This window comes from Roseibium sp. MMSF_3544, assembly GCF_030732845.1.
In the GTDB taxonomy this organism is placed as follows: Bacteria; Pseudomonadota; Alphaproteobacteria; order Rhizobiales; family Stappiaceae; genus Roseibium.
In genome coordinates this window covers 58071-78479 of the sequence record NZ_JASHKA010000024.1, presented here as the reverse complement: position 1 = coordinate 78479, position 20409 = coordinate 58071, and the positions used below count along the sequence as shown (strand labels likewise).

The 20409-nt window shown below is 57.7% G+C and carries 20 protein-coding genes; 7 read left to right on the top strand and 13 right to left on the bottom strand.

The window, feature by feature from the left end:
- Nucleotides 1-22: 22 nt before the first annotated feature.
- Nucleotides 23-781, top strand: a complete 759-nt coding sequence (locus RBB47_RS25605) for a gamma-glutamyl-gamma-aminobutyrate hydrolase family protein (RefSeq protein ID WP_305988745.1) — start codon at nucleotides 23-25, stop codon at nucleotides 779-781.
- A gap of 103 nt (nucleotides 782-884) precedes the next feature.
- On the opposite strand, the gene RBB47_RS25600 is transcribed toward RBB47_RS25605, so the two are convergent.
- A complete protein-coding gene (locus tag RBB47_RS25600) occupies nucleotides 885-2822 on the bottom strand; it encodes a DUF1007 family protein (protein WP_305988744.1) in 1938 nt (645 codons plus the stop codon).
- Between the two features lie 250 nt (nucleotides 2823-3072).
- Between RBB47_RS25600 and RBB47_RS25595 the strand changes: the two genes are divergently transcribed.
- Nucleotides 3073-4143: a Glu/Leu/Phe/Val dehydrogenase dimerization domain-containing protein gene (locus RBB47_RS25595; protein WP_305988743.1), complete on the top strand. Its 1071-nt coding sequence runs from the start codon at nucleotides 3073-3075 to the stop codon at nucleotides 4141-4143.
- A gap of 78 nt (nucleotides 4144-4221) precedes the next feature.
- On the opposite strand, the gene RBB47_RS25590 is transcribed toward RBB47_RS25595, so the two are convergent.
- From RBB47_RS25590 to RBB47_RS25570, 5 genes are all read right to left on the bottom strand, one after another.
- Complete coding sequence (locus RBB47_RS25590) at nucleotides 4222-4761, bottom strand: TetR/AcrR family transcriptional regulator (protein WP_305988756.1); 540 nt, start codon at nucleotides 4759-4761, stop codon at nucleotides 4222-4224.
- A 175-nt stretch (nucleotides 4762-4936) separates the two neighbouring features.
- On the bottom strand, nucleotides 4937-5833 hold the full coding sequence (locus RBB47_RS25585) for a LysR family transcriptional regulator (RefSeq protein ID WP_305988742.1): 897 nt from the start codon (nucleotides 5831-5833) through the stop codon (nucleotides 4937-4939).
- A 96-nt stretch (nucleotides 5834-5929) separates the two neighbouring features.
- Entirely contained in the window at nucleotides 5930-6427 is a 498-nt protein-coding gene (locus RBB47_RS25580) for a DUF2937 family protein (protein WP_305988741.1), read from the bottom strand.
- Nucleotides 6428-6461: 34 nt separating this feature from the next.
- Nucleotides 6462-7439 (bottom strand): WD40 repeat domain-containing protein, encoded by a 978-nt coding sequence (locus RBB47_RS25575; protein WP_305988740.1) that lies wholly within the window; start codon nucleotides 7437-7439, stop codon nucleotides 6462-6464.
- An 11-nt stretch (nucleotides 7440-7450) separates the two neighbouring features.
- Nucleotides 7451-8536 carry a GTP-binding protein gene (locus RBB47_RS25570; RefSeq protein ID WP_305988739.1) on the bottom strand — a complete coding sequence of 362 codons (1086 nt, stop codon included), beginning with the start codon at nucleotides 8534-8536 and terminating at the stop codon, nucleotides 7451-7453.
- A gap of 212 nt (nucleotides 8537-8748) precedes the next feature.
- Between RBB47_RS25570 and RBB47_RS25565 the strand changes: the two genes are divergently transcribed.
- Both RBB47_RS25565 and RBB47_RS25560 read left to right on the top strand, forming a co-directional pair.
- Nucleotides 8749-9918, top strand: a complete 1170-nt coding sequence (locus RBB47_RS25565; RefSeq protein ID WP_305988738.1) for a pyridoxal phosphate-dependent aminotransferase — start codon at nucleotides 8749-8751, stop codon at nucleotides 9916-9918.
- A 177-nt stretch (nucleotides 9919-10095) separates the two neighbouring features.
- Nucleotides 10096-12267, top strand: coding sequence for a diguanylate cyclase (locus tag RBB47_RS25560; RefSeq protein ID WP_305988755.1), 2172 nt, complete (start codon nucleotides 10096-10098; stop codon nucleotides 12265-12267).
- Nucleotides 12268-12365: 98 nt separating this feature from the next.
- Here RBB47_RS25560 and RBB47_RS25555 read toward each other — a convergent pair whose 3' ends face one another.
- The 4 genes from RBB47_RS25555 to RBB47_RS25540 form a co-directional block, all read right to left on the bottom strand.
- The gene (locus tag RBB47_RS25555) at nucleotides 12366-13457 is read right to left on the bottom strand and encodes a LacI family DNA-binding transcriptional regulator (RefSeq protein ID WP_305988737.1); all 1092 of its coding nucleotides are present in this window, start codon (nucleotides 13455-13457) and stop codon (nucleotides 12366-12368) included.
- Nucleotides 13458-13539: 82 nt separating this feature from the next.
- Entirely contained in the window at nucleotides 13540-14073 is a 534-nt protein-coding gene (locus RBB47_RS25550; RefSeq protein ID WP_305988736.1) for an OmpA family protein, read from the bottom strand.
- A 42-nt stretch (nucleotides 14074-14115) separates the two neighbouring features.
- The gene (locus RBB47_RS25545; protein WP_305988735.1) at nucleotides 14116-14760 is read right to left on the bottom strand and encodes a L,D-transpeptidase family protein; all 645 of its coding nucleotides are present in this window, start codon (nucleotides 14758-14760) and stop codon (nucleotides 14116-14118) included.
- A gap of 162 nt (nucleotides 14761-14922) precedes the next feature.
- Nucleotides 14923-15828: a DMT family transporter gene (locus RBB47_RS25540; protein ID WP_305988734.1), complete on the bottom strand. Its 906-nt coding sequence runs from the start codon at nucleotides 15826-15828 to the stop codon at nucleotides 14923-14925.
- Between the two features lie 127 nt (nucleotides 15829-15955).
- Between RBB47_RS25540 and RBB47_RS25535 the strand changes: the two genes are divergently transcribed.
- Both RBB47_RS25535 and RBB47_RS25530 read left to right on the top strand, forming a co-directional pair.
- Nucleotides 15956-16411, top strand: coding sequence for a methylated-DNA--[protein]-cysteine S-methyltransferase (locus tag RBB47_RS25535; protein WP_305988733.1), 456 nt, complete (start codon nucleotides 15956-15958; stop codon nucleotides 16409-16411).
- 83 nt (nucleotides 16412-16494) lie between these two features.
- Nucleotides 16495-17301, top strand: a complete 807-nt coding sequence (locus RBB47_RS25530) for a WYL domain-containing protein (protein ID WP_371932856.1) — start codon at nucleotides 16495-16497, stop codon at nucleotides 17299-17301.
- Between the two features lie 264 nt (nucleotides 17302-17565).
- Here the strand turns inward: RBB47_RS25530 and tmpT are convergent, their stop codons facing one another.
- Both tmpT and RBB47_RS25520 read right to left on the bottom strand, forming a co-directional pair.
- Nucleotides 17566-18204, bottom strand: a complete 639-nt coding sequence (tmpT, locus tag RBB47_RS25525) for a thiopurine S-methyltransferase (RefSeq protein ID WP_305988731.1) — start codon at nucleotides 18202-18204, stop codon at nucleotides 17566-17568.
- Nucleotides 18205-18258: 54 nt separating this feature from the next.
- Complete coding sequence (locus RBB47_RS25520; protein WP_305988730.1) at nucleotides 18259-19029, bottom strand: sulfite exporter TauE/SafE family protein; 771 nt, start codon at nucleotides 19027-19029, stop codon at nucleotides 18259-18261.
- Nucleotides 19030-19106: 77 nt separating this feature from the next.
- Here RBB47_RS25520 and RBB47_RS25515 point away from each other — a divergent pair, with 77 nt between their 5' ends.
- The gene (locus tag RBB47_RS25515; protein ID WP_305988729.1) at nucleotides 19107-20036 is read left to right on the top strand and encodes a LysR family transcriptional regulator; all 930 of its coding nucleotides are present in this window, start codon (nucleotides 19107-19109) and stop codon (nucleotides 20034-20036) included.
- On the opposite strand, the gene RBB47_RS25510 is transcribed toward RBB47_RS25515, so the two are convergent.
- Nucleotides 20033-20365 carry a hypothetical protein gene (locus tag RBB47_RS25510; protein WP_305988728.1) on the bottom strand — a complete coding sequence of 111 codons (333 nt, stop codon included), beginning with the start codon at nucleotides 20363-20365 and terminating at the stop codon, nucleotides 20033-20035. The two genes, RBB47_RS25515 and RBB47_RS25510, sit on opposite strands and share 4 nt — an antisense overlap.
- Nucleotides 20366-20409: the final 44 nt, after the last annotated feature.

Genomic DNA, 20409 nt, shown 5'->3' with positions numbered 1-20409 from the left:
CACTCGACTCACAAGGTTGAACATGACCAAACCGCTTGTCCTGGTGACTGCAGATGTCAAACCCGTCGACGGGTTCAACTGGCACGCCGTGAATTCCACCTATCTTCATGCTGTTCTGAAGGGCTCCGACGCCATTCCCATGATCCTGCCGTCGCTCGGCGCTGAACTGGATCTGGACGCGGCGCTCGATCAGGTCGACGGCGTTCTCGCCACCGGATCGCGCTCCAACGTCAATCCGCAGCTTTACGGTCAGGAGCCGACAGAGGCAAACGGCCCTTACGATCCGGACCGCGACGCAACAACATTGCCGCTTCTGAAACGCGCAATCGAACGCGGTATTCCGGTCTTTGCCATCTGTCGGGGCATGCAGGAGCTGAATGTCGCCTTGGGCGGCACGCTGTTGACAGAGATCCAGACCTTGAGTGGCCGAGAGGATCACCGTGCGCCGGCATCCGAGCGGCAAGACGAGCGGTTCCGAATCGCGCACCCTGTGGAAGTCAAAGACGGCAGTACTTTGGAGACCGTCGTGGGCGGCGAGCCGTTCGAAGTCAATTCCCTGCACCGCCAGGCGGTCGGTGATCTCGGCAACGACCTCGCCATCGAGGCGCAGGCTGCAGACGGCACAATCGAGGCCATGTCGGTAGAGGACAGTCCCGGCTATGTGCTCGCGACCCAATGGCATCCGGAATACTGGGTGACGACGGACGGTCCGTCCCAAAAGCTCTTCTCAGCCTTTGGTGATGCCGTCAGGGCCTATAGGGAAAAGCGTCTCGGGCTTTAGGTTATGGCCTCATGAAACGCGCTGGCCCGGCCATGAGCCGGGGTCACTTTTCAATACCTGGCAGGTCCCGGATCAGGTCCGGAACAGCGCAAGGTTATTGACCCTATCCCCACCCGAGAGCGGCGATCAGCAGGGTAATTCCCAACAGGAACACAATCGCGGCGCCGAGAATTTCGATTGTCCGGTGAACCCGCATAGACATGGGGCTGCCTTCACCAAACAGGCGAACCGCGAGGTCCTTTGCACCAACCGCAAGCCCGGCGAGCAGCGACACCGTGATGCCGGTCCCAACTGCCATTGCCAGCGTGGAGGCGACACCTGCCGCGATCATTCCCTGCGACAATGCGAAGACGAGGACCACCAGCGCACCCGTGCAAGGGCGCAACCCGACCGCGAGAATAATCGATGCAGCCCGGGCAAGCGTTATCTTGCCCTGGATCATGTCAGGCGTGGGCGCATGCGCATGGCCGCACGTCGTACAAACCCCATCCGGACCGAAGCTGTGATGATGATGCTGGTGCTGATGCTGATGCTGATGATCGTGCGTGTGGCCTTGGAAGTGATGCACGTGCGCATGACCATCTGCACCGGCCAGGGCGAGTCGATTTCCTGAAAGACGATCGGCCAGGCCTGAAAAGAGCGGACGGCCTGCCTTTTGCCAGAGAAGCCAGCCGCCAAGTGCGGTGATCATCACGTAGGAACCGATTTCAAACCAACGTGCGGTATCCTGGATCGCGATACTTGTGAGATTAAAGACCACCGCCAAACCACTGACCAAGACGATCGCGGTAATCGCCTGTGCGAAGGCGGAGGCAAAGGACAGTGCGATCCCTTTGCGAAGCGTCTCGTTGTTCGCGACCACATAGGACGTGATGATTGCCTTGCCGTGTCCGGGCCCGGCTGCGTGAAAGACACCATAAGCAAAGGACAGTCCGATCAGCAGCCAACCCGCATTCGGATTGTTGCGGAACGCTCGCAGACTGGCGACGAGTTTTTGGTAAAATTCCCTTTGCTTGATCGCAATCGTTCCGAATACCTGGTCAAGCAGGCCGGTCTGAAGAGCAGCACCATCCGCGGGGTTGATGACGGCAACCTCGGTCGAAGCGGCAACCTCGTCCGCACGCGTCGTGCTTGTTTCTGCCGGTCCGGCAAGGGCGGCTGTGTCCGTTTGCGGCAACGTGCCAGAAGCAGAACCCGTCTCCTGAGGCGCGGCCTGGTCCGGTGCGCCGGGTGCCGCTGCAACCGCGCCGGTGCTGGCGCAGTTGATGATCATCTGGTTGACCTGCGTTTCCGCAGCCCACTGAAGCTCTGGCGGCAAATCTCTTTGCTCTGGTCCGATCTGTGCCAGCGCATACGCTGTCGCCGCATCCAGCGGGGGCGGCTCCTTGCGTGTCACCTGGCAGGTTCCGGGCGCATTGATGGTGCCAACCGCGTCGGCCTCCTGTCCAAACCGGAAATCGACATAATAGGTGGGGTCGTAGATATCGAGCGTTATCGGCGCGGACGCATCGGTCGGATCCTTGAGCGGCAACACGAAATGCAGTTCCAGAAGATCCACGTCTTCCGGCGCTGTTCCACCATTCAGCTCTATGTCTTCCTGGATGGCCTCGAAGTCCTCGGGCTTCATCATCCAATAGTCTTCCATGGAAACGTTATGGACTTCCAGCCAGTATTCGGTCGGCGTCGTGAAATCGAGTTCGACCCGCGTGTTGTCGCCAAACGTGAAGTAGCCGAAATCGGCCATGCTTTCGACGTTGACCTTGGCAAGCTCGCCAAGTTCCTCGCGTGAATAGACACCGTCCTGGTTGGTATCAAACCCCTGAACCGCGAACGCTGAAAAAGCATCGTCAAAGCGGAACACGTGCTTGACCGCGACGGCCACACCCTGATCGTCGAAGATCAGTTTCGAGCGCGCTTCCACGAAAACATGAGGATGTGCCAATGCGCCGGCGATCAAAACGCACAGCACAGCCACAGCAAGTACAATGCGGTTGAAAAACGTAAGAGCGGCCGCGCCAAATGAGGCGGGAATATTACGCACCGGAATCACCTGTTTCGTCGGATACTTCGAGTTAAATGACATGCGTTGCTTTCTCTGACCAGAGAACACGGCAGGATAATGGCTAACCGTTATCCCGCGCCGCAAAACGCCTGCGGGAGATTTTAGACAATTTTTGCCGATAAGAGGAACATACGTTCCGCTTTCACGCAGATTTAAGGGAGAAAGAAGACAAAATTCTTTCGATAACACCTAAATTATTTACAACAACAATTACCTGACAGAGCCAAACATGAATGCCTTGCACACATCTGTTCACCACAGCGCGGTTTTTGATCACCCCGAAATGGGTGAACATGAAAATGTTGTCTTTGCCAAAGACAAGGACAGCGGACTGAACGCAATTATCGCCGTTCACGACACCACTCTGGGTCCTGCATTGGGCGGATGCCGCGTCTGGCCGTACAAAAATCCGGCCGACGCCCTCACCGATGCACTCAGACTTTCGCGCGGCATGACATACAAGAACGCACTGGCCGGCCTTGATCTTGGCGGCGGAAAGGCCGTAATCATGGCATGTCCGCGTCAGGACAAGTCGGTCGACATGATGGAAGCCTTCGGCCGCCACGTCGAACGCCTCTCCGGCACCTACATCACAGCCGAAGATGTCGGCGTTTCCCCGGATGACATGGAAGCCGTCGCGCGCCACACGGACCATGTGCGCGGAACCAGCGCCACCGGGCTCGGCGACCCGTCGCCCTATACTGCGCTTGGTGTCTTCGAAGGCATCAAGGCCTCTGCTCAGCATGTGTATGGCAGCAAGGATCTCGAAGGCAAAACGGTTTCCGTGCAAGGTCTCGGCCACGTCGGATTTGATGTTGCCCGCCAGTTGCACGAGGCTGGTGCCAAACTGATCGTGTCCGACATCCATGCGCCTGCTGTCATCCGCGCGCTCGAAGAATTCAGCGCAACCGCCGTAGATCCCGGCGAGGCCCATATGGTAGCGTCCGACATCTTTGTTCCCTGTGCTCTGGGAGCCGGACTGAACGCACGCACGATCCCGCAGATCCAGGCACGGATTGTCGCCGGCGCTGCGAACAATCAGCTGCAGACCCCCGCTGACGGCAAGGCCCTGAAGCAGCGCGGCATTCTTTATGCACCTGACTATGCCATCAATGCCGGCGGTGTTATCTCAATTGCGCTGGCGCGTCCGGGTGGCGGCGACACCCGAGTGCGCGAAAAGACGCTGGCGATCGGCGACACGCTGACACTCATCTTCGAGCGCGCGCTGCAAGAAGGCACGACGCCCGAAAGGATCGCAGACAAAATTGCCGAGGAAAGACTGGAGACGGCTCGTCGCTAGCAACCCCATTCAGGAGCACGACAAAAATCGGCGGCCGAGGCCGCCGTTTTCTTTGGTACGCGCGCTCAAGATGGGCTCTTAGGAATACCGCGTCTCGCTTGCTGCCTTGAACATCAGCCTGACTTGAAACTTGGCGTCTTCAACGGCTTTTTCGCCCATCTCCGCGTAACAGGCCGTGACCCCTTCATGAAGCAGATAAAGGGTCGAGGCGAATTGCTCTTGCCCGCTCAGGACACCGAAGAATTCCAGCAACTCACCCTTGTGCCGGTTGACGGTCGCCTTGATTTCGAAGCTGTCCGGGTTGGCAGCCAGGGCCTGCCGGAAAAAACACTCCTTGCCCTGCGTCACGCGCATCCAACCGCCGAGTTTGTCGAAAAGCTGCTCGGCAGCTGCCAGACCCGGTGCGGTTACACCCTCGCGCACATATTTCAGATAACGCTGGTGCCGGTATTCCAGGGCACCCAGGATCATGGCTTCGCGGGACGGAAAGTGACGATACAACGTCCGCATGCTCACACCGACGCCCGCTCGAAGCTCCGGAACACTGGGCTCTGCAAATCCCCGGCTCCAAAAAACCTGCTCCAAACCCGCAGCTATCTGTCTTTGAGCGTCATTCATCATCGAACATTGGTGCGTATACACTGGATTTGCAAGTCAAACTTTCATGATGGCCTGCCCGCAATTCCAAAACTGGCGCCTATCAGGAGAGTAAAAATCTATATTGTCAAGAATGACAGAGTAGAAGCTGACCACTGACGGACAGCGCGACAAGGCAGCAGCCAGGGTCTGTACCCTAGCAGCTGGGGTGCTTTGAAGACCAGTCGACAAGAAAATCAACGAAGGCGCGCACTTTCGCGCTCAGGTGCCGACGATGCGGATAGACCGCGTAGATCCCGCGTTCCGGCTCCTCGTAGTCCTCCAGGAGAACCGTCAGGTCCCCGTTCCTGACGTCATCGGCAACGAAAAACAACGGGGTGCGCAAAAAGCCGAGATCCGACAGAACCGCCTCCCTTGCAGCGTTGCCGCTATTGACCTCCAGCGGTCCTTTCACGGAAACGGAAACCCGCTCGCTTCCGTCTCGAAAAGCCCAGTTCTGCTTGTAGCGGTAATTGGTGTCGATGATGCAGGGACGCGTCGAAAGGTCAGCTGGTACATTTGGTGCGCCATAGCGTTCAATTGCGTTTTGTGTTGCGCAGACAACCGTGCGAAATGGTGCGATCTTGCGTGCGATCAGGCTGGAATCTTCCAGCTGCGTGACCCGAACGGCGAGATCAAACCCTTCTTCCACCAGATCGACGAACCGGTCCTCCAGGCGCAAATCAAGATTGATGTCCGGATAAAGAACAAGGAACTGCATCATTGCCTTGTTGAGCAGATCGTCTCCCATGGACCTTGGCGCGGAAACCCGCAAACGCCCGCGCACCTCCTGGTGGGACGATTGCACGGAAGCCTGCAGATCGTCGATCCGCTGCAGGATTTCCGCGGCCTCCTTGTAGTAGGCTTCACCGACTTCGGTCAGCGACACCTGGCGTGTCGTCCGGTTCAGCAGCCGCACACCAAGTTCGTCTTCGAGCTCCCCGACATATTTCGAAACCAGAGCCTTAGAGCGGCCCATTTCCCGAGCGGCTGCGGAAAACCCGTTGGAATCGACAACTTGAATGAAACAGCGCATGCGCGTGATTGCGTCCATCCGGCTCCCTTCCCACTTCAGGCATTCGTTCAGATCTGATTACATGATTTGCCGTGATCCGGTCAAAAGGGACAGCGGCGCACAACGACTTTGCGGTCAGGGGCGTAGCGGCTTCCGGCGGCGAAGACGGAACAGGCCGCTGAACATGCTGACAAGAACAAACCCGGCCAGCGCACCGACCGCCGCACTGGCAACGCCGGCAATGGTAACTGGCACCGCGGGCTCATAGTCTTCCGCCGTCGCCTGCGCCAACTGGGGATCGAAGCCGCGCACAAACACCATGAGGCGCCCGATCGGCCCTGCCATTTCCAGCTCTTGTTGCTGTTGCTTCAGCCGATCGAGACGCGCATCCGCGGTTGCCATACTGTTTCCGCGCGCCCTGATGAACGGGTCATCGGAACCCTTCTGACGCTCGATCGCCTCGGAAATTGTCAGCCCGAACTGTTCTGCATCGCGCTTGAAGTCGGTCAGAATTTCCTCAAGCGCATCAATGGCGCCTCCCAGGCGCTGGCGATATTGCTGAGAAAACTCTGGGAGCTGGGACGTTGCAGTTCCACTCATCAGCATCACGGCGACCATGAAAATCCTGAGCATCAACGCCTCCAAGCCAATTTGAGCACCGTGAAGGTCAGTCCTTCAGACTTATGACGCCGGCTTCCCCCGCCTCGGTTCCGAAGGCGAGCCGAAAACCGTCACGGTCCCAGCCGATTGACGAAACAGGTCCTTCGCCCGGGCCTCGCAGCGGTACCTCCGCCTTGTCCTCGATCCGGCACATCGCAATCGAGCCGTCCTGGTAACCGACCGCTGTCACGTCTTCCACCGGATGGCAGGAAACAGCCGTCACCAGCAGGCCTTGGCGCGACCCGAGCTGCAACGGCGACTGACCCATCGGACCATTCTTGCCAAAATAGGGCCAGAGGATGGCTGCATTGGCGCCGGAAGTCGCTAGATAGCGCCCCTTAGCGGACCAGCTGAACGATTTTACCTTGGCCGGATATCCGCTCATACGCATGTCCTTGCTATCCGAAAGCCGCCATCCATGGAGTGCATTTTCCTGCATGGCTGTAACAAGAAACTTGCTGTCAGGCGAAAAACTGATGCCGAGATGCGCGCCCTTCCAGGTGAGTTCCGCCGGGGCACTGTCCGTGCCGGCCCACCAGAGCGTTGCTCCGTCGTATCGGGAGACCGCAAGACGCAATCCCTTCGGCGCAAAAGCAAGTCCACCGACGGCACGTTCGTGCTGGAATTCCTTTTCCTGGCCATCTGCCAGACGGACCCAGGCAACACGCCCGCTGGCAAACGCGACCGCACCGGAGGGGCCGGCCGCGATCAGATCAATCCATTTGCGTGGCCGCTCTGCGACCAGTTCAAATGAACCGTCCGGGCTGCACCGATAGATGCAACCGTCGTCACCAGACGTGATCAGACCCACGCCGTCAGCCGCCACCTCAGCGGCAAGCAGTCCTGATTTGTGCGGTCTGAGCGTTGTTTCGCCCTGTCCGGCGATCACGACATCTCCTTCGCCCGAAGCAAAAAACGCGTGGTCGTTCAAGAAACCGGCGCGAACGACGAAACCGTCCACATTCACGGGAGCAACTGTCGGCAAGGTTCGCTTCCCTATTGCGCAATGCAGGCCTGGAAGCTCTGCTCCAGAACATCCCAGTTCAGATCCCGGCCGATAAAGACCAGGCGGCTTTGACGCGGCTCATCAGCTTTCCAATCACGCTGATGGTCGCCTTCGACAATCATGTGGACACCTTGAATGACGTAACGCTGGGGATCATCCTTGAAGGCAAGGATACCCTTCAGGCGCAGGATGTTCGGGCCCTGAACCTGCGTGACCTGGCTGATCCAGGGAAAGAACAAGTCGGGGTTGAGGTCGCCCGCGGTCAGCGAAATGCTCTTGACCGAATGCGGGTTCTCGTCGTGATGGTGGTGGTGATGACCGTGACCATGGTGATCGTGGTCATGGTGGTGATGGTCATGATCATGATGGTGGTCGTGATCGCAGTCCGGGCCACAGACATGTGCGGGATCGCTGTCACCCAGAAAGTGCGGATCGAGCGACAGGATCCGGTCCAGATCAAACGCTCCACGATCCAGAACCTGGCCAAGCTCGACGCTGCAACGCTCGCTCCGGTGAAGGATCGCATAGGGGTTGATCGAGCGGATACGCGCCTCGACCGTTGCAAGTTCTTCCGGCGTGACGAGGTCGGTCTTGTTGATCAGGATAACATCGGCAAATGCCACCTGGTCTTCGGCTTCCTCCGTATCCTCCAGCCTTTGCATCACGTGGCGTGCGTCAACAACGGCAACGACTGCATCGAGCCGAGCAGAAGCACGGACATCGTCGTCCATGAAGAACGTCTGGGCGACAGGCGCAGGATCTGCAACACCCGTCGTTTCAACGATGATTGCGTCAAAGGCGTTCTTGCGCTTCATCAGGTTCTGGACCGTTCGGATGAGGTCGCCACGGACGGTGCAGCAGATGCACCCGTTGTTCATTTCAAATATTTCTTCGTCGGATTCAACGAGCAGGTCGTTGTCGATGCCGACTTCGCCGAACTCGTTGACGATGACGGCATATCGCTGCCCATGGCTCTCCGTGAGGATCCGGTTGAGCAACGTGGTCTTTCCGGCACCGAGATATCCGGTCAGTACAGTGACCGGAATTTGTGCCTGGGCGTCCTGGGTCGCAGACATTGCGAATCTTCCTGGCTTTTTTGATGTGTCGATTGCCTGCGCGGATGCAGGCTGCTTGGCCGCGAATATAAGCACATCGCTCGCAGTTTTGGAGAGAGCCGGTAAAAATTCCTGTGGTCGCGGGAACACCTTTCACCGATTCCGCTCTTTGCATGCAATCGGCACGGACATACCCTGCGCGGTGATCAAAGCAGAAATAACAGGAGCCCAGGATGCTTCAGACCGTTCCCGGATTTGACCGGATTGGCGAGGAAAACGCCTTTGCCGTGCTGGCACGTGCAACCGAGCTTGCCGAAGAGGGCCGCGACATTATCAATCTCGGGATCGGCCAGCCGGACTTCAAAACACCTGATCATATTGTTGAAGCAGCGGTGAAGGCGCTGCGCGACGGACACCACGGCTACACACCGGCAACCGGAATTGCACCGCTGCGGGAGGCCGTTTCCGCCGATCTGCGCAAGCGGCACGGTGTTGAGACGGATCCTGGAAACGTTTTGATCGTGCCCGGCGGCAAAGTCACCATGTTCATGGCGATCCTCATGTTCGGCGAACCGGGTGCGGACATCCTCTACCCCGATCCCGGCTTCCCGATATACCGCTCGATGATCGAATTTACCGGCGCAAGACCTGTTCCCGTTCCGATCCGGGAGGAAAATGACTTTGCCTTTTCAGCAGAAGAGACACTTTCGCTCATCACTGACAGGACTCGACTGCTGATCCTGAACTCTCCGGCAAACCCGACCGGTGGCGTCACCCCACGTTCTGAAATTGAAGCATTGGTCGCGGGACTGGAGAAGCATCCGGACGTCGCCGTCATGTCCGACGAAATCTACTCACAAATGACCTATGACGGCATGGAGCATGTCTCTCTGCTCAAGTTTGACTCGCTCAGGGACCGATTGATCCTTCTGGACGGCTGGTCAAAGACCTATGCGATGACCGGTTGGCGCATGGGTTTTGCGGTCTGGCCCGCCTCGTTGATAGACAAGGCGCGAAAACTTGCCGTCAATGCGTGGTCCTGCGTCAATGCGCCGTCACAATATGCCGGACTTGCCGCTCTGACCGGACCTCAGTCCGCTGTTTCGGAAATGGTCGGAGAGTTTGATGCCAGACGAAAAATAATTGTCGAAGGTTTGAACGCCATCTCCGGCATTTCCTGCAAGACCCCGCTCGGCGCGTTCTACGCATTTCCGAACATTAAAGAAACGGGCTGGAAAGCGAAACAGCTCGCATCCGCTCTCCTGGAAGAAACGGGCGTCGCAACCATTGGCGGCCCTGATTTCGGTATTCTGGGCGAAGGCTACATCAGGCTTTCGTATGCGAACTCCACGCAGAACATCAAAATCGCGCTTGAGCGAATAAAGAATTTCGTCGAGGAGTGACGGATATATTTGAAAAGGCTGATGTTTGCTCTCCCTACGAAGGAAACTCAAAAACTGTACGTTGATGTGACAATGGGAATCTTACCCTGCGTGACCTTTTGTTAATCATTCCTTGTCTTCATGAACGACGGCATTTGGGCCGATTTTAACCTCGTGGGGAGGCGTTTCTTGAGGACTGTGACGCTCGATTTGGAGCGATCATTCGGCGACCTGAATGAGAGCGTTCTGGTCACAAATCCGGAAAGAACCATCGTTTTTGCGAACAGGGCCATGGAAAGGCTTCTGCGCGTGAATCGAAGTGACTTGGTCGGCTCGACAACAAGGCGCTTCTTCGCCGATCCTGCGCAGTTCGACCGCATGGCAGAGCTTTACCACCGGCCGTCCGATCAAAGACACCGCAGGCTGTATCCGATCGAAGCCGTTCTGGGTGACGGTACAAACACGCATCTCGAAGTCGTCAGCGCACCTTTGTTCGGAACATCTCATGAGCTCGCAGGCCTCCTGTTCATCGCGCATGATGTCAGCGATCGCAAACAGCTCGAATCCCAACTCAGCGACGTTGCGGTCACGCTCGAGGACGCTCTGGATGCGATCCTGGAGGGCTTTGCCATTTACGACAGCGAAGACCGCCTTGTGATCTGCAACGACAATTATCGCGAAATCTATGCAACGTCGGCTCCGGCCATGTTTCCTGGCAACCGGTTCGAAGACGTCCTGCGATATGGCCTGAAGAGGAACCAGTACGATACCGGTGGTCTCGATGACGAGACCTGGCTGACCCAACGACTGGCGAAACACCAGGCTGCGGACGGCGCCGTGATCGAACAGAGGCTGGAGGACGGGCGTTGGCTGCGGGTTTCGGAAAAACGCACCAGCAGCGGCGGAATTGCGGGCATACGCGCCGACATCACCGAATTGAAAGAAGCCAAGGCGCTCGCGGAAAAGGCTTATCAGAACCTCAACCTCATGGCCGACGGAATTTCCGCCTGCGTCGGAGAAGTCAATCTGGAAGGACGCTGCCTCTTCCTGAACAAGACCGGTTGCGAGTGGTTCAACGGAACCAGAGAAGAACTCCTTGGAACAAGGCTGCGCGAGCGGCTGCCCTGGAAGGAACGGGAAGCGGTCAAGGGCCTTTTCCGAGCCGGAATGAGCGGGCAAAAAGCAACCATGGAATTGGGACTGCATTTTCCCGACGGTGTTTTCAGAGAATGCCAGATGGACTGCAATCCGAGGCTGAGCGACGCCGGAGACGTCGACGGGCTCGTCGTTCTCATAACCGACATCACCGACCGGAAGAAGACCGAGCGGACACTCGCCGAACTTTACGCAATCACATCCACCCGCGAGCTCTGTCACGAAGGCAAGATCGCAGAGATCCTGCGTCTCGGCTGCGACCACTTCGACGTGCCTTACGGCATCATCAGCCAGGTGATCGGCGCCCATTACACGATCACCCATGCGCATAGTCCGGGAAACAAGGTTGCTGCTGGCCAGACTTTCGATCTCAAGGACACCTATTGCACACTCACACTTGAAGCGGATGAGCCGATTGCAACCGGCCACGCTGCAGATTCGGATTTCGCCGGACATCCCTGTTACGAACTGTTCGGTGTCGAAACCTATATCGGCGCGCCCTTGCTGGTTGACGGGATCGTCCACGGCACGGTCAACTTCACCGCGCACAAGATCCGCAAACGGCCTTTTACCCCCGCTGACATACAGATCATCCGGCAGTTTGCGGACTGGATCGGCCACGAGATCGCGCGGCAACGCGACCACCAGGCACTAATGGACGCAAAGGTGAATCTGGAGCGGGTTGCCAGCATCGATGACCTCACCGAGATCTGCAACCGGCGCGCCTTTCTGGAGCGTGCGCAGACCGAAATTCAGCGGTTTCGCAGAACGAGACGGCCCTTCACTACCGTCATGCTCGATATCGACAAATTCAAGCAGATCAACGATCAGCACGGTCACGCAGCGGGCGACGAGTGCTTGAAGGTTTTTACCCGCGTGATTGGCGATGAACTGCGTTCAGTTGACATTTTCGGCCGCGTTGGCGGCGAGGAATTCTGCCTGGTTCTGCCCGAAACAGGTCTGGATGATGCAAAGAATGTCTGCGAAAGGCTTCGCAACAAGGTGGTGCAGGAGTGCCAGCTGGACATTGTGGAACAGACGGTCACTTGCAGCATGGGATTGGCGCAAGCCGTCACCGAGGATGTAGATTTCTCCACGCTGATGCAGCGGGCCGACGCGGCGCTTTACGAAGCGAAAACCACCGGGCGCAACAAATGCGTTGCTTATCGAGACCACCTGGATCCAGCATCTGCCAGAGCCGTCACGCCTCATTGACGAACGCGTGCGTGCAAGCCTTTCCGGACTGAGCGAAGGCCCGTCTGCATGAAAGTGCGTTTTCACGCGTTTCTTCTTCTGGAAAGACCGATCTTCCGTCAGTCCGCAAGACGCGGCGCCAGCCGGACGCCCGGCGGTGGTGAACTTTCGCGGATACGCAGTTCAGGTTCGATTACGATCGGTTTGTTCGGAACCCGGTCACCGGCGATCTGCCGAAGCAACGTCAGTGCCGCCAGCCGACCGATCTTGTCCGGCTGGTTGGCGACCGTCGTCAGTGCCGGCGTCCTGGCATCCGCGCCGTCGATATCGTCGTAACCGGTGATCGCCATGTCCGGACCGGGCTCGATGCCCGCACGCCGCAGTGTGGTCATCATTCCGAAGGCCACGAGATCATTGAAACCGACAATGGCCGACGGACGATCCGGCGCATCAACGATGGCCGGCACCGCGGCCCGCCCGTCAGCCTGTGTCATCAGCTCCGGCAGGTCGAACTGTGTTTCCGGGTCAATCCCGGCTTCTTCCAGCGCCTTGCGCCAGCCACCGTGCCTGAGCCGGCCCGTCGAGCTGTCCCTGCGCCCGCCGGCCATGCCGATCTTGCGATGGCCCTGCGCCAAAAGGTGCTTGGTGATCTGGTAGGTCCCGGCAAAATCGTCGCCACGCACGCATGGTGCCCAGACGCCCGGCACCTCGCGGGCCACAAGCGTCACCGGAATACCCTGATCCACCAGGCGGTTGATTTCCTCGGCGGACGTGCCGACGGAGGGACACAGGATCAAACCGTCCGCCCGGTGCTGCAGAAGCGTGTTCACAAAACCCCGCTGACGCTTCACGTCGTCCCGGTGATTGCAGATGAAAATCATCTGCCCCTGCTCTTCCAGCACATCTTCGAGCGCGGAAAAGACTTCGGCGAAATAGGGATTGAGAATGTCATGCACGGCGACGCCGACGATCTGGCTGCGTGATGTGCGCAGCGACGCCGCAGACCGGTTGTAGATGTAACCTATTTCATGTGCCGTCTGCTTGACCTTTTCCCGTGTCTCTTCGGCGACAAGCGGGCTGTCCCGCAACGCGAGCGAAACAGTTGCGGTCGAAATACCCAGCTGATCTGCAATATGGCCAAGGGTCAGACGCTTGCCCGGCTTGGGCGGCAATTCCGGCGAGGATGGATTGGAATCGTTGTCTTCAGACATTCAGTCGTCTCTATTTCCCGCGGCAGCGACAGGAACGACCGATATAGCCCCCGGCCGCCGCGGTAAACAGACAAATCATCGATTATCGCGCTTGAGGCGCAGATTCATCGAATTCTTCTCTCAGATTAACAACGACGCGCCGGTTCTGCGACTGGCACTCGATCGAAGGACAATCCGTGACCGGCCGTTCGACGCCGTAGCCCTTGGCCCATATGCGATTCTGGCTGACACCAAGGCTGACAAGTTCCGTCATGACGGCATTTGCCCTCTGCGTGGACAAGGTTTTTTGTGCGGCTTCGGACCCCGGGTCATCCGCGTGCCCTTGCACCTTAACCAGCCAATTCTTGTTCTTGTTCAACCAGTTGGCTTGGTTTTGAAGGGTCATCTTGGCTTCATCGGTGACAGTCGCCGAACCCCGGTCGAAATAGACCCGACGGCCAACGTTGATGATGAATTCCTCTTCGGACCCCGTCGAGATATCCCCGAACCCTGCCGCCGGTGCGTTGGTAACATCCGGCGACGACAATCCACCGGCGGAATTACAAGCCGCAAGCCCGATCCCGCACAAGAGAGCGATCGCCGCGCCCCGGCCCGTTTGGCCAATCCAATTTCCCAAGGAAGCCCCCCGCCATTCAATCATTATCCGGAGGTGCCGGCATTAGCCGGCACTTGCACCTAGATGTTCAAGCACCAGAACCGCCGTGCCTTTCGGGCACCGCTGGTAAAGATCGATGATGTCTTCCGGAAGCATCCGGATGCAGCCGCTGGAAACGTCATGCCCGATACTCCAGGGCTCCAGCGTCCCGTGCAGACGATATCCGGTGTCACTTCCGTTGTTGTAGAGGTAAAGAGCGCGCGGTCCGAGCGGATTGTTCGCAGCTCCACCTTCCACCAGTCGCGGAAGTTCAGGTTGACGCTTCAGCATTTCAGGTGGCGGAACCCAGCGCGGCCAGAGGGCCTTGCGGTCGATCCGCGCACGGCCATACCATTTGAAGCCTTCGCGGCCAACGCCAACGCCGTATCTCAGGGCCGTGTTGTTTTCCCAGATCCAGTAAAGAAAGTGGTTCTGAGTGTCGACAACGACGGTCCCGGGAGGCTCCGGGCTGAAATACTTGACCATCTGGCGGCGCCAGACGGGATCGATGCGGTTCAGATTTGTTCGCCGGTACTGGAAGCCGTTGTCCGGCTGATAGCCGTTAAAATATGCATTGGCAGCAGCATTAGCCTGCGCCAGCTGCGGCAATGCGAGGGTGCCTGCAACCGCTGCGGCTCCCCCTAGAAATGTGCGGCGATCGATTTCCATCCCATTCCTCCTAAACAGGTTGGTGACCATGTCTCACATGAAGCCCACGCCCGGAGGCCATTTAGACGGGAACACACCCGAGCCGTCAACCATCCAACAGAGATTGTAACGGTTTGTGGTCTGAACGACAGCATTGACCTGTCAGTTTTACCAATACGCCATTCAGGAAGCACGCGCACGTTCGCGGTAGAGAATGTAAAGGCCGGACGCCACCACGATGGCCGCGCCGATAAGGTTCGTCAGCGTCGGAACATCGCCGAAAACCAGGTAGCCGAGCGCAATCATCCAGACAATCTGGGTATAGATGAAAGGTGCCAGCACGGGTGCGGGTGCCATCCGGTGAGCAATGATGAACAGGAAATGCCCTCCGCCCCCGAAAACACCGGTCGCGAACAGCAAAGACCAGGTCCAGAGATCCGGCGGCGTGACCCAGACCGAAAGACCTGCGGGCGTCATGGCAACGGCGGCAACGATTCCCGACAGGATCAGCATCCCGGCCGCACTGTCCGTGGCGGTCAACTGGCGCGTGAGGATCGCGTATACAGCGTAAAAGAGCATCGATGCGACGGAATAGATCGCTGCCCAATGCATGTCTCCAAAGCCGGGCTGGGTCACGACAAGCACACCCAGGAACCCGACCACAATCGCAATCCACCGTCTCGGTCCGGCCCACTCGCCCAGGATTGGACCGGCAAGGGCCGTGATAACAAAAGGGGCCGCAAACATGATCGCCGTCGTTTCAGCGAGTTGCAGGTAACGAACCGCCAGAAAATTGAAGATGGTGATGCCCAGCAGACAGAATGCGCGCACAATCTGGAGAACGGGTCTCTTGGTTTTGAGAAGGGAAGGGTTCGCCCAGACGCGGAACAGAACCAGAGACAGGATCACGTGGCTGACGAAGCGTAACCACACGATCTGGAGCGTCGGCACTGTTTCGACGAGATATTTGGCCGTCGCGTCCAGTAGCGAAAAGCACAGGACGGCCAGCAGCAAAAGCCCGATCCCGGCCAAGGGCGCTGCCTGAGCGACAGACGCCTTCCGATCATGGTCATTGTGTTCTCGCGACATCTGAAAGCGACCTTGTCCCCATCGCCGATTGATGACGACACAGCGAAGACGGACATTCCGATCAAAATGCCCGGTTGAGATTGGACCGGCTTCGCTCTAGACCAAGTGATCTCAAGCTGGAGCCGATATGCCTGTTACAGAAATCGAAACATGGCTGGGGCGCTTGTCCATTCATGAAGCGGACGGCGCGGTCACCCGCTTACAATGGAATGGGCAACCAAGCCAAGAAGAAACGCCTCTGTTGAAGGAAGCCGCCGCCCAGGTGGAAGCGTATCTGGAGGGTAAGCTGAAGGTGTTCGACCTGCCGCTGGCGCCCAAAGGCGGTGAACTCCACCAGGCCGTTTTCCAGGCAATGCTCGCGATCCCCTACGGCCAAACGCGAACTTATGGTGACGTCGCCAAGGAATTGAACACCTATGGCCAGCCCGTCGGTCAGGCCTGTGGTGCAAATCCGATTCCCATCATCATTCCCTGCCACCGGATCCTGTCCGCCAACGGTCTCGGCGGCTATTCCGGCGAGGGCGGAACAGACACCAAGATCGCCCTTCTCAAGATGGAAGGCGGATATCCGTTTTTGGTTTAGGGGCGACGCAAGCATACCTTTCATGACTCGACTCACGGTTGTTCTTTTGCTTTTTTGCTAGCGGGGGACCGGAAAGGTCTGAAATGAGTGATTTGTACGCCGCTATCGCAACAGTCGTTGAGCGGAACAACGCCGCGCCGACCCCACCTGCCCCGTGCGCTATCAAACTTGCGGATGAGGACGATAAGGAGCAACCAGGCCGCGAACTTGGAGACGCCGAGGGCCAATCTTTCGTGATCGAATATGTCAACAGCAAAGGAGAGCAGTCAACTCGCCGGATCACGGTCTGGGGTATCAAAGAAGGCGCTGGCGGTATACCGCTCCTCGTCGCCAAGTGTCACGAGCGCAAGCAGACTCGAACGTTCAGGACCGACCGAATTCGCTGCGCGATTGACTATGACGGCGTGGTTCACGAGGACGTACCCGTTTTCCTCAACGAAACGTTCGGTATGTCACTGTCCGTTTCGCGTCTCACGGAGCGGCAGAACGCAGTTCATCAGCAGGAAAAACAGCGCTCCGAGTGGTCGCTTGCGCGCTCGCACTTACGCCCACACGCGGAGCTGCTTGCTGCTTTGTCCCTCAGCGACGGAACCATGCGACCGGCGGAAATCCGCATCGCCGTAGCGCATTGTCTACAAATAGCGGTGGCCGCCGGTTTTCTGATCGAGGGCGAGAGCAAAAAACTAACCGCCTACATAAAGCGATTACGTCCCACTGAAAAGACCTTACAAAATGCTGTCGAAAGGTTGCGCGTTGCCCCACCTCACGAAATCACGGACCTCCTAGTCAGCGCTGTTTCGCTTATGGACGTTGACGGCAAACGGCATTCGGCCGAGGTCGAGCTTGTCAACCAACTCAGCCAGGATATTGCAGGGATGGATATGGCTTAAGCCCTCATTCCACGTACTTCATACTTGCCTCAATTTCGCTAACACGACCTCCCATTCGGGGAGCATCGTCAACCGATCAATGGCACGAGGCAAGGTCGATGATCGGCATTTTATCGCTGTTGAACTCTTCGTGGCGCTCGAGGCTAAAGCTGGCAAGATGTGCGTTACCCCGCGCAACCAGAAGCAGGCGACATAGTAGAAGTGTTCGCACTCATCGCCATGTGAGTCAGCAGTTCGCGAAATCTGACCTCGTTCGCAAAAAACCTAGCGCCGGGTGAGATGCCAGGCTTCTTCTTGTCCGCTGCACCGCTCAGCAAGTGATCCGTAGATGTCCACGCTCGTGAGCTTCTGAATGTCATAAAGCTCCTCATAGAGATCACGCACATTCCGTTCCGGCACTGAAAAAGGCGGGCCTTCGGTCTGGGCCTGATCGTAGTCATAGGTCACCAGAAATTGCGGAGCGTTCGCGGACAGGGTCTGCAAGTGTGTCGCATAGGCTTGCCGCATGGCTGGAGGAAGAGCTACGAGGGCAGCGCGGTCGTAGACTGCGTTGATGGGGCCGAGATCATCCGGCTTCAGCTCAAAGAAATCTCCGGACCAGATCACGAGCGCGTCCGTTGAATATCGGATCAGTCCGCGGACCGGGCTGACCTCAGGTATCAGCTTCAACCGCTCGAACACCGCGTCCACTGCATCCCGGTTCAATTCGATCCCGCTGACTTGGTACTCCTCGGCCAGCAGCCAATCGAGATCCACCGACTTTCCGCAAAGCGGCACGAAGACATGCGAACCGGGTGCCAGGGACAGCACACTGAAATGCCCGGCCAGGTGCAGGTTGGGCGCTCCCTCGTGAAAGGCGATCTTTCCCTCTTGCCAGCGGGATTGCCAAAACGCTTTTTCCATAGCTCTCCGTTCTTTCTGCCTGGTGTTTTTTTCAAGATAACGTTCGGAACGAACTTACACGGAGTCGACTGCAAAAGTTCGCCAGAAATAGACGGCGGAGAGCAACGTGCCAAAGCCGATGACCAATATGCGCAGAACCTTCTGGTTGACGCGTTTTGCCCACCGCCCGCCGAAATAGCCCCCCAGCGTGCTGCCAATCATCATGACAAGGGCCGCCGGCCAGTCGATCAGGCCTCCGACACCGAAAATGACGATGCTGATGATCGTGAAATTGGTTGCAAGCAGGTTTTTCATGCTGTTGGCAGCATGAAAGTCGGTATGGCCGATCACCTGCGCGATCGCGAGGAGGATGATCCCCAGTCCTGCACCGAAATAGCCACCGTAAACCGAGACGCAAAACAGCACCCCGTAGACCGCGAAAGATGTCTGCGACGGCCCCGCCCAGCGCACGAATGCCTTGCGCATTTGCTCGCCGAACGCGAAGAGCAAAGTGGCAATGGCAAGCAGGAAAGGCACCAGCACCACAAAGGTCCCTGGGTCGGAGATCAGGAGCAGCATGGACCCGGCCGCCGCCCCTGCGCCGGAAACGAAGCTTAGGGTGATCAATTGAGGCCCCGCCCGACGCAATTCTTCACCGTAAGCTGCAAGTGCCGCCGCATTTGACGGCAGTAACCCGAGAAAGTTTGTCGCGTTTGCGACCACTGGCGGAAGACCGGCGAACATCAGCGCAGGAAAAGTAAAGAGTGTCGCGCCGCCTGCAATGGCGTTCCACACCCCTCCTATCAATCCCACAAAAACAAGCAGAAGAATTTCCGGATTTGTCATAAGCCACCCCCTTGCTGTTGACCGGCAGACTAGGGAGACTAAGATCATTGATAAAATGAATTGTATGTATCTAGATCATGACAAAAATCGAACGACTATCCTTGAACACCGATCTGCTGAAGGCATTTGTTGCGATCGCCGAGCAAGGACATCTGACGCTCGCCGCGGACCGGCTCAACCGGACTCAATCCGCCGTCAGCGTACAATTGCGAAAACTGGAAACAGCGCTCGGGGTGAAGTTGTTCGAGCGCCATGCAAAGGGTATGACGCTGACGACGGACGGAGAAAAACTCTTGCCTGTCGCGCAATCAATCCTGAGCGATCTGCATCATGCGCAATCCCTGTTCGAGCAACCTTTGCGAGGCAAGGTCAGGGTAGGCATCCCCGACCACTATGACGACGTGATTTTTGAACGGGTTCTGTCAGAGTTCGGCAAATCATATCCAATGCTCGATGTCTTTGTGCGATCAGGATGTTCGTCCGGCTTTCCTGCTGCCATAGACAGCGGTCAACTCGATATTGCCGTGGTTCCCGGCCCGGTCGATGGCGAAGAACCGCTTGAGACCGAGCCAACGCATTGGGTCGAAGCTGACACCTTCTATTGTGACCCGGACACACCCGTCCCACTGGCCTTGCTCGATCGTGGGTGCTGGTGGAGCCAGATGCCAATCGGCCATCTCGCCAAGGTTCAACGTGCTTACAACGTGGCATTCAAAAGTGAGAGCTTTTCAAACTTGCGCTGCGCAATTCGCGCTGGACTGGCGGTCGGGGTCCTGCCGGCACGCGCGATGCAGGAGGGAATGCGCATTTGCCCGGCGGAGCGCCGCCTCCCGGAACTGCCGGCTGTCACGCGATCGCTCATCGTGGCCGACGATGCGCCGGCAGATATCACTGCGGCAATTGCATCGGCTCTCAAGGAATGCCTTCAATTGACCGCCTTTCCATCCAGTGCTTCGACCCGCAATCAACGGCGTCAAAACCGATCCTCCCAATCCGTAGCTTCTTAGAAAAGAACGGTTCCGAAGAGGACAAGAACCGCAGCCATCGCGACCCAGACCAGGAAGCTTTTGAGATATTGCTTGCGTGAAGACATTCCAGGCAGTTGCAAACGAGTGCTTCCGCGAGCAGTCGACGCTTTTGAAACGGTACTGAAGCGGCGGCGCAATTCGGCAGCACGCCGCGCGCCGCGCTCCTCATTGATGGTCTGATAGGTTGTCATGTCAGTTTCCTTCCCGAACATTCTCTGCGTTCTGGAAGAAATGGGTTCAGGATCAAACGTTTGCAAATGAGCAATTTGTAATTTTTTGTATCGGCCAACGCGTCTTGCAGCCGTCATGAAGACCGCGTAGGTAACGGCGACTTTTGTGAGAACCGTTCCGC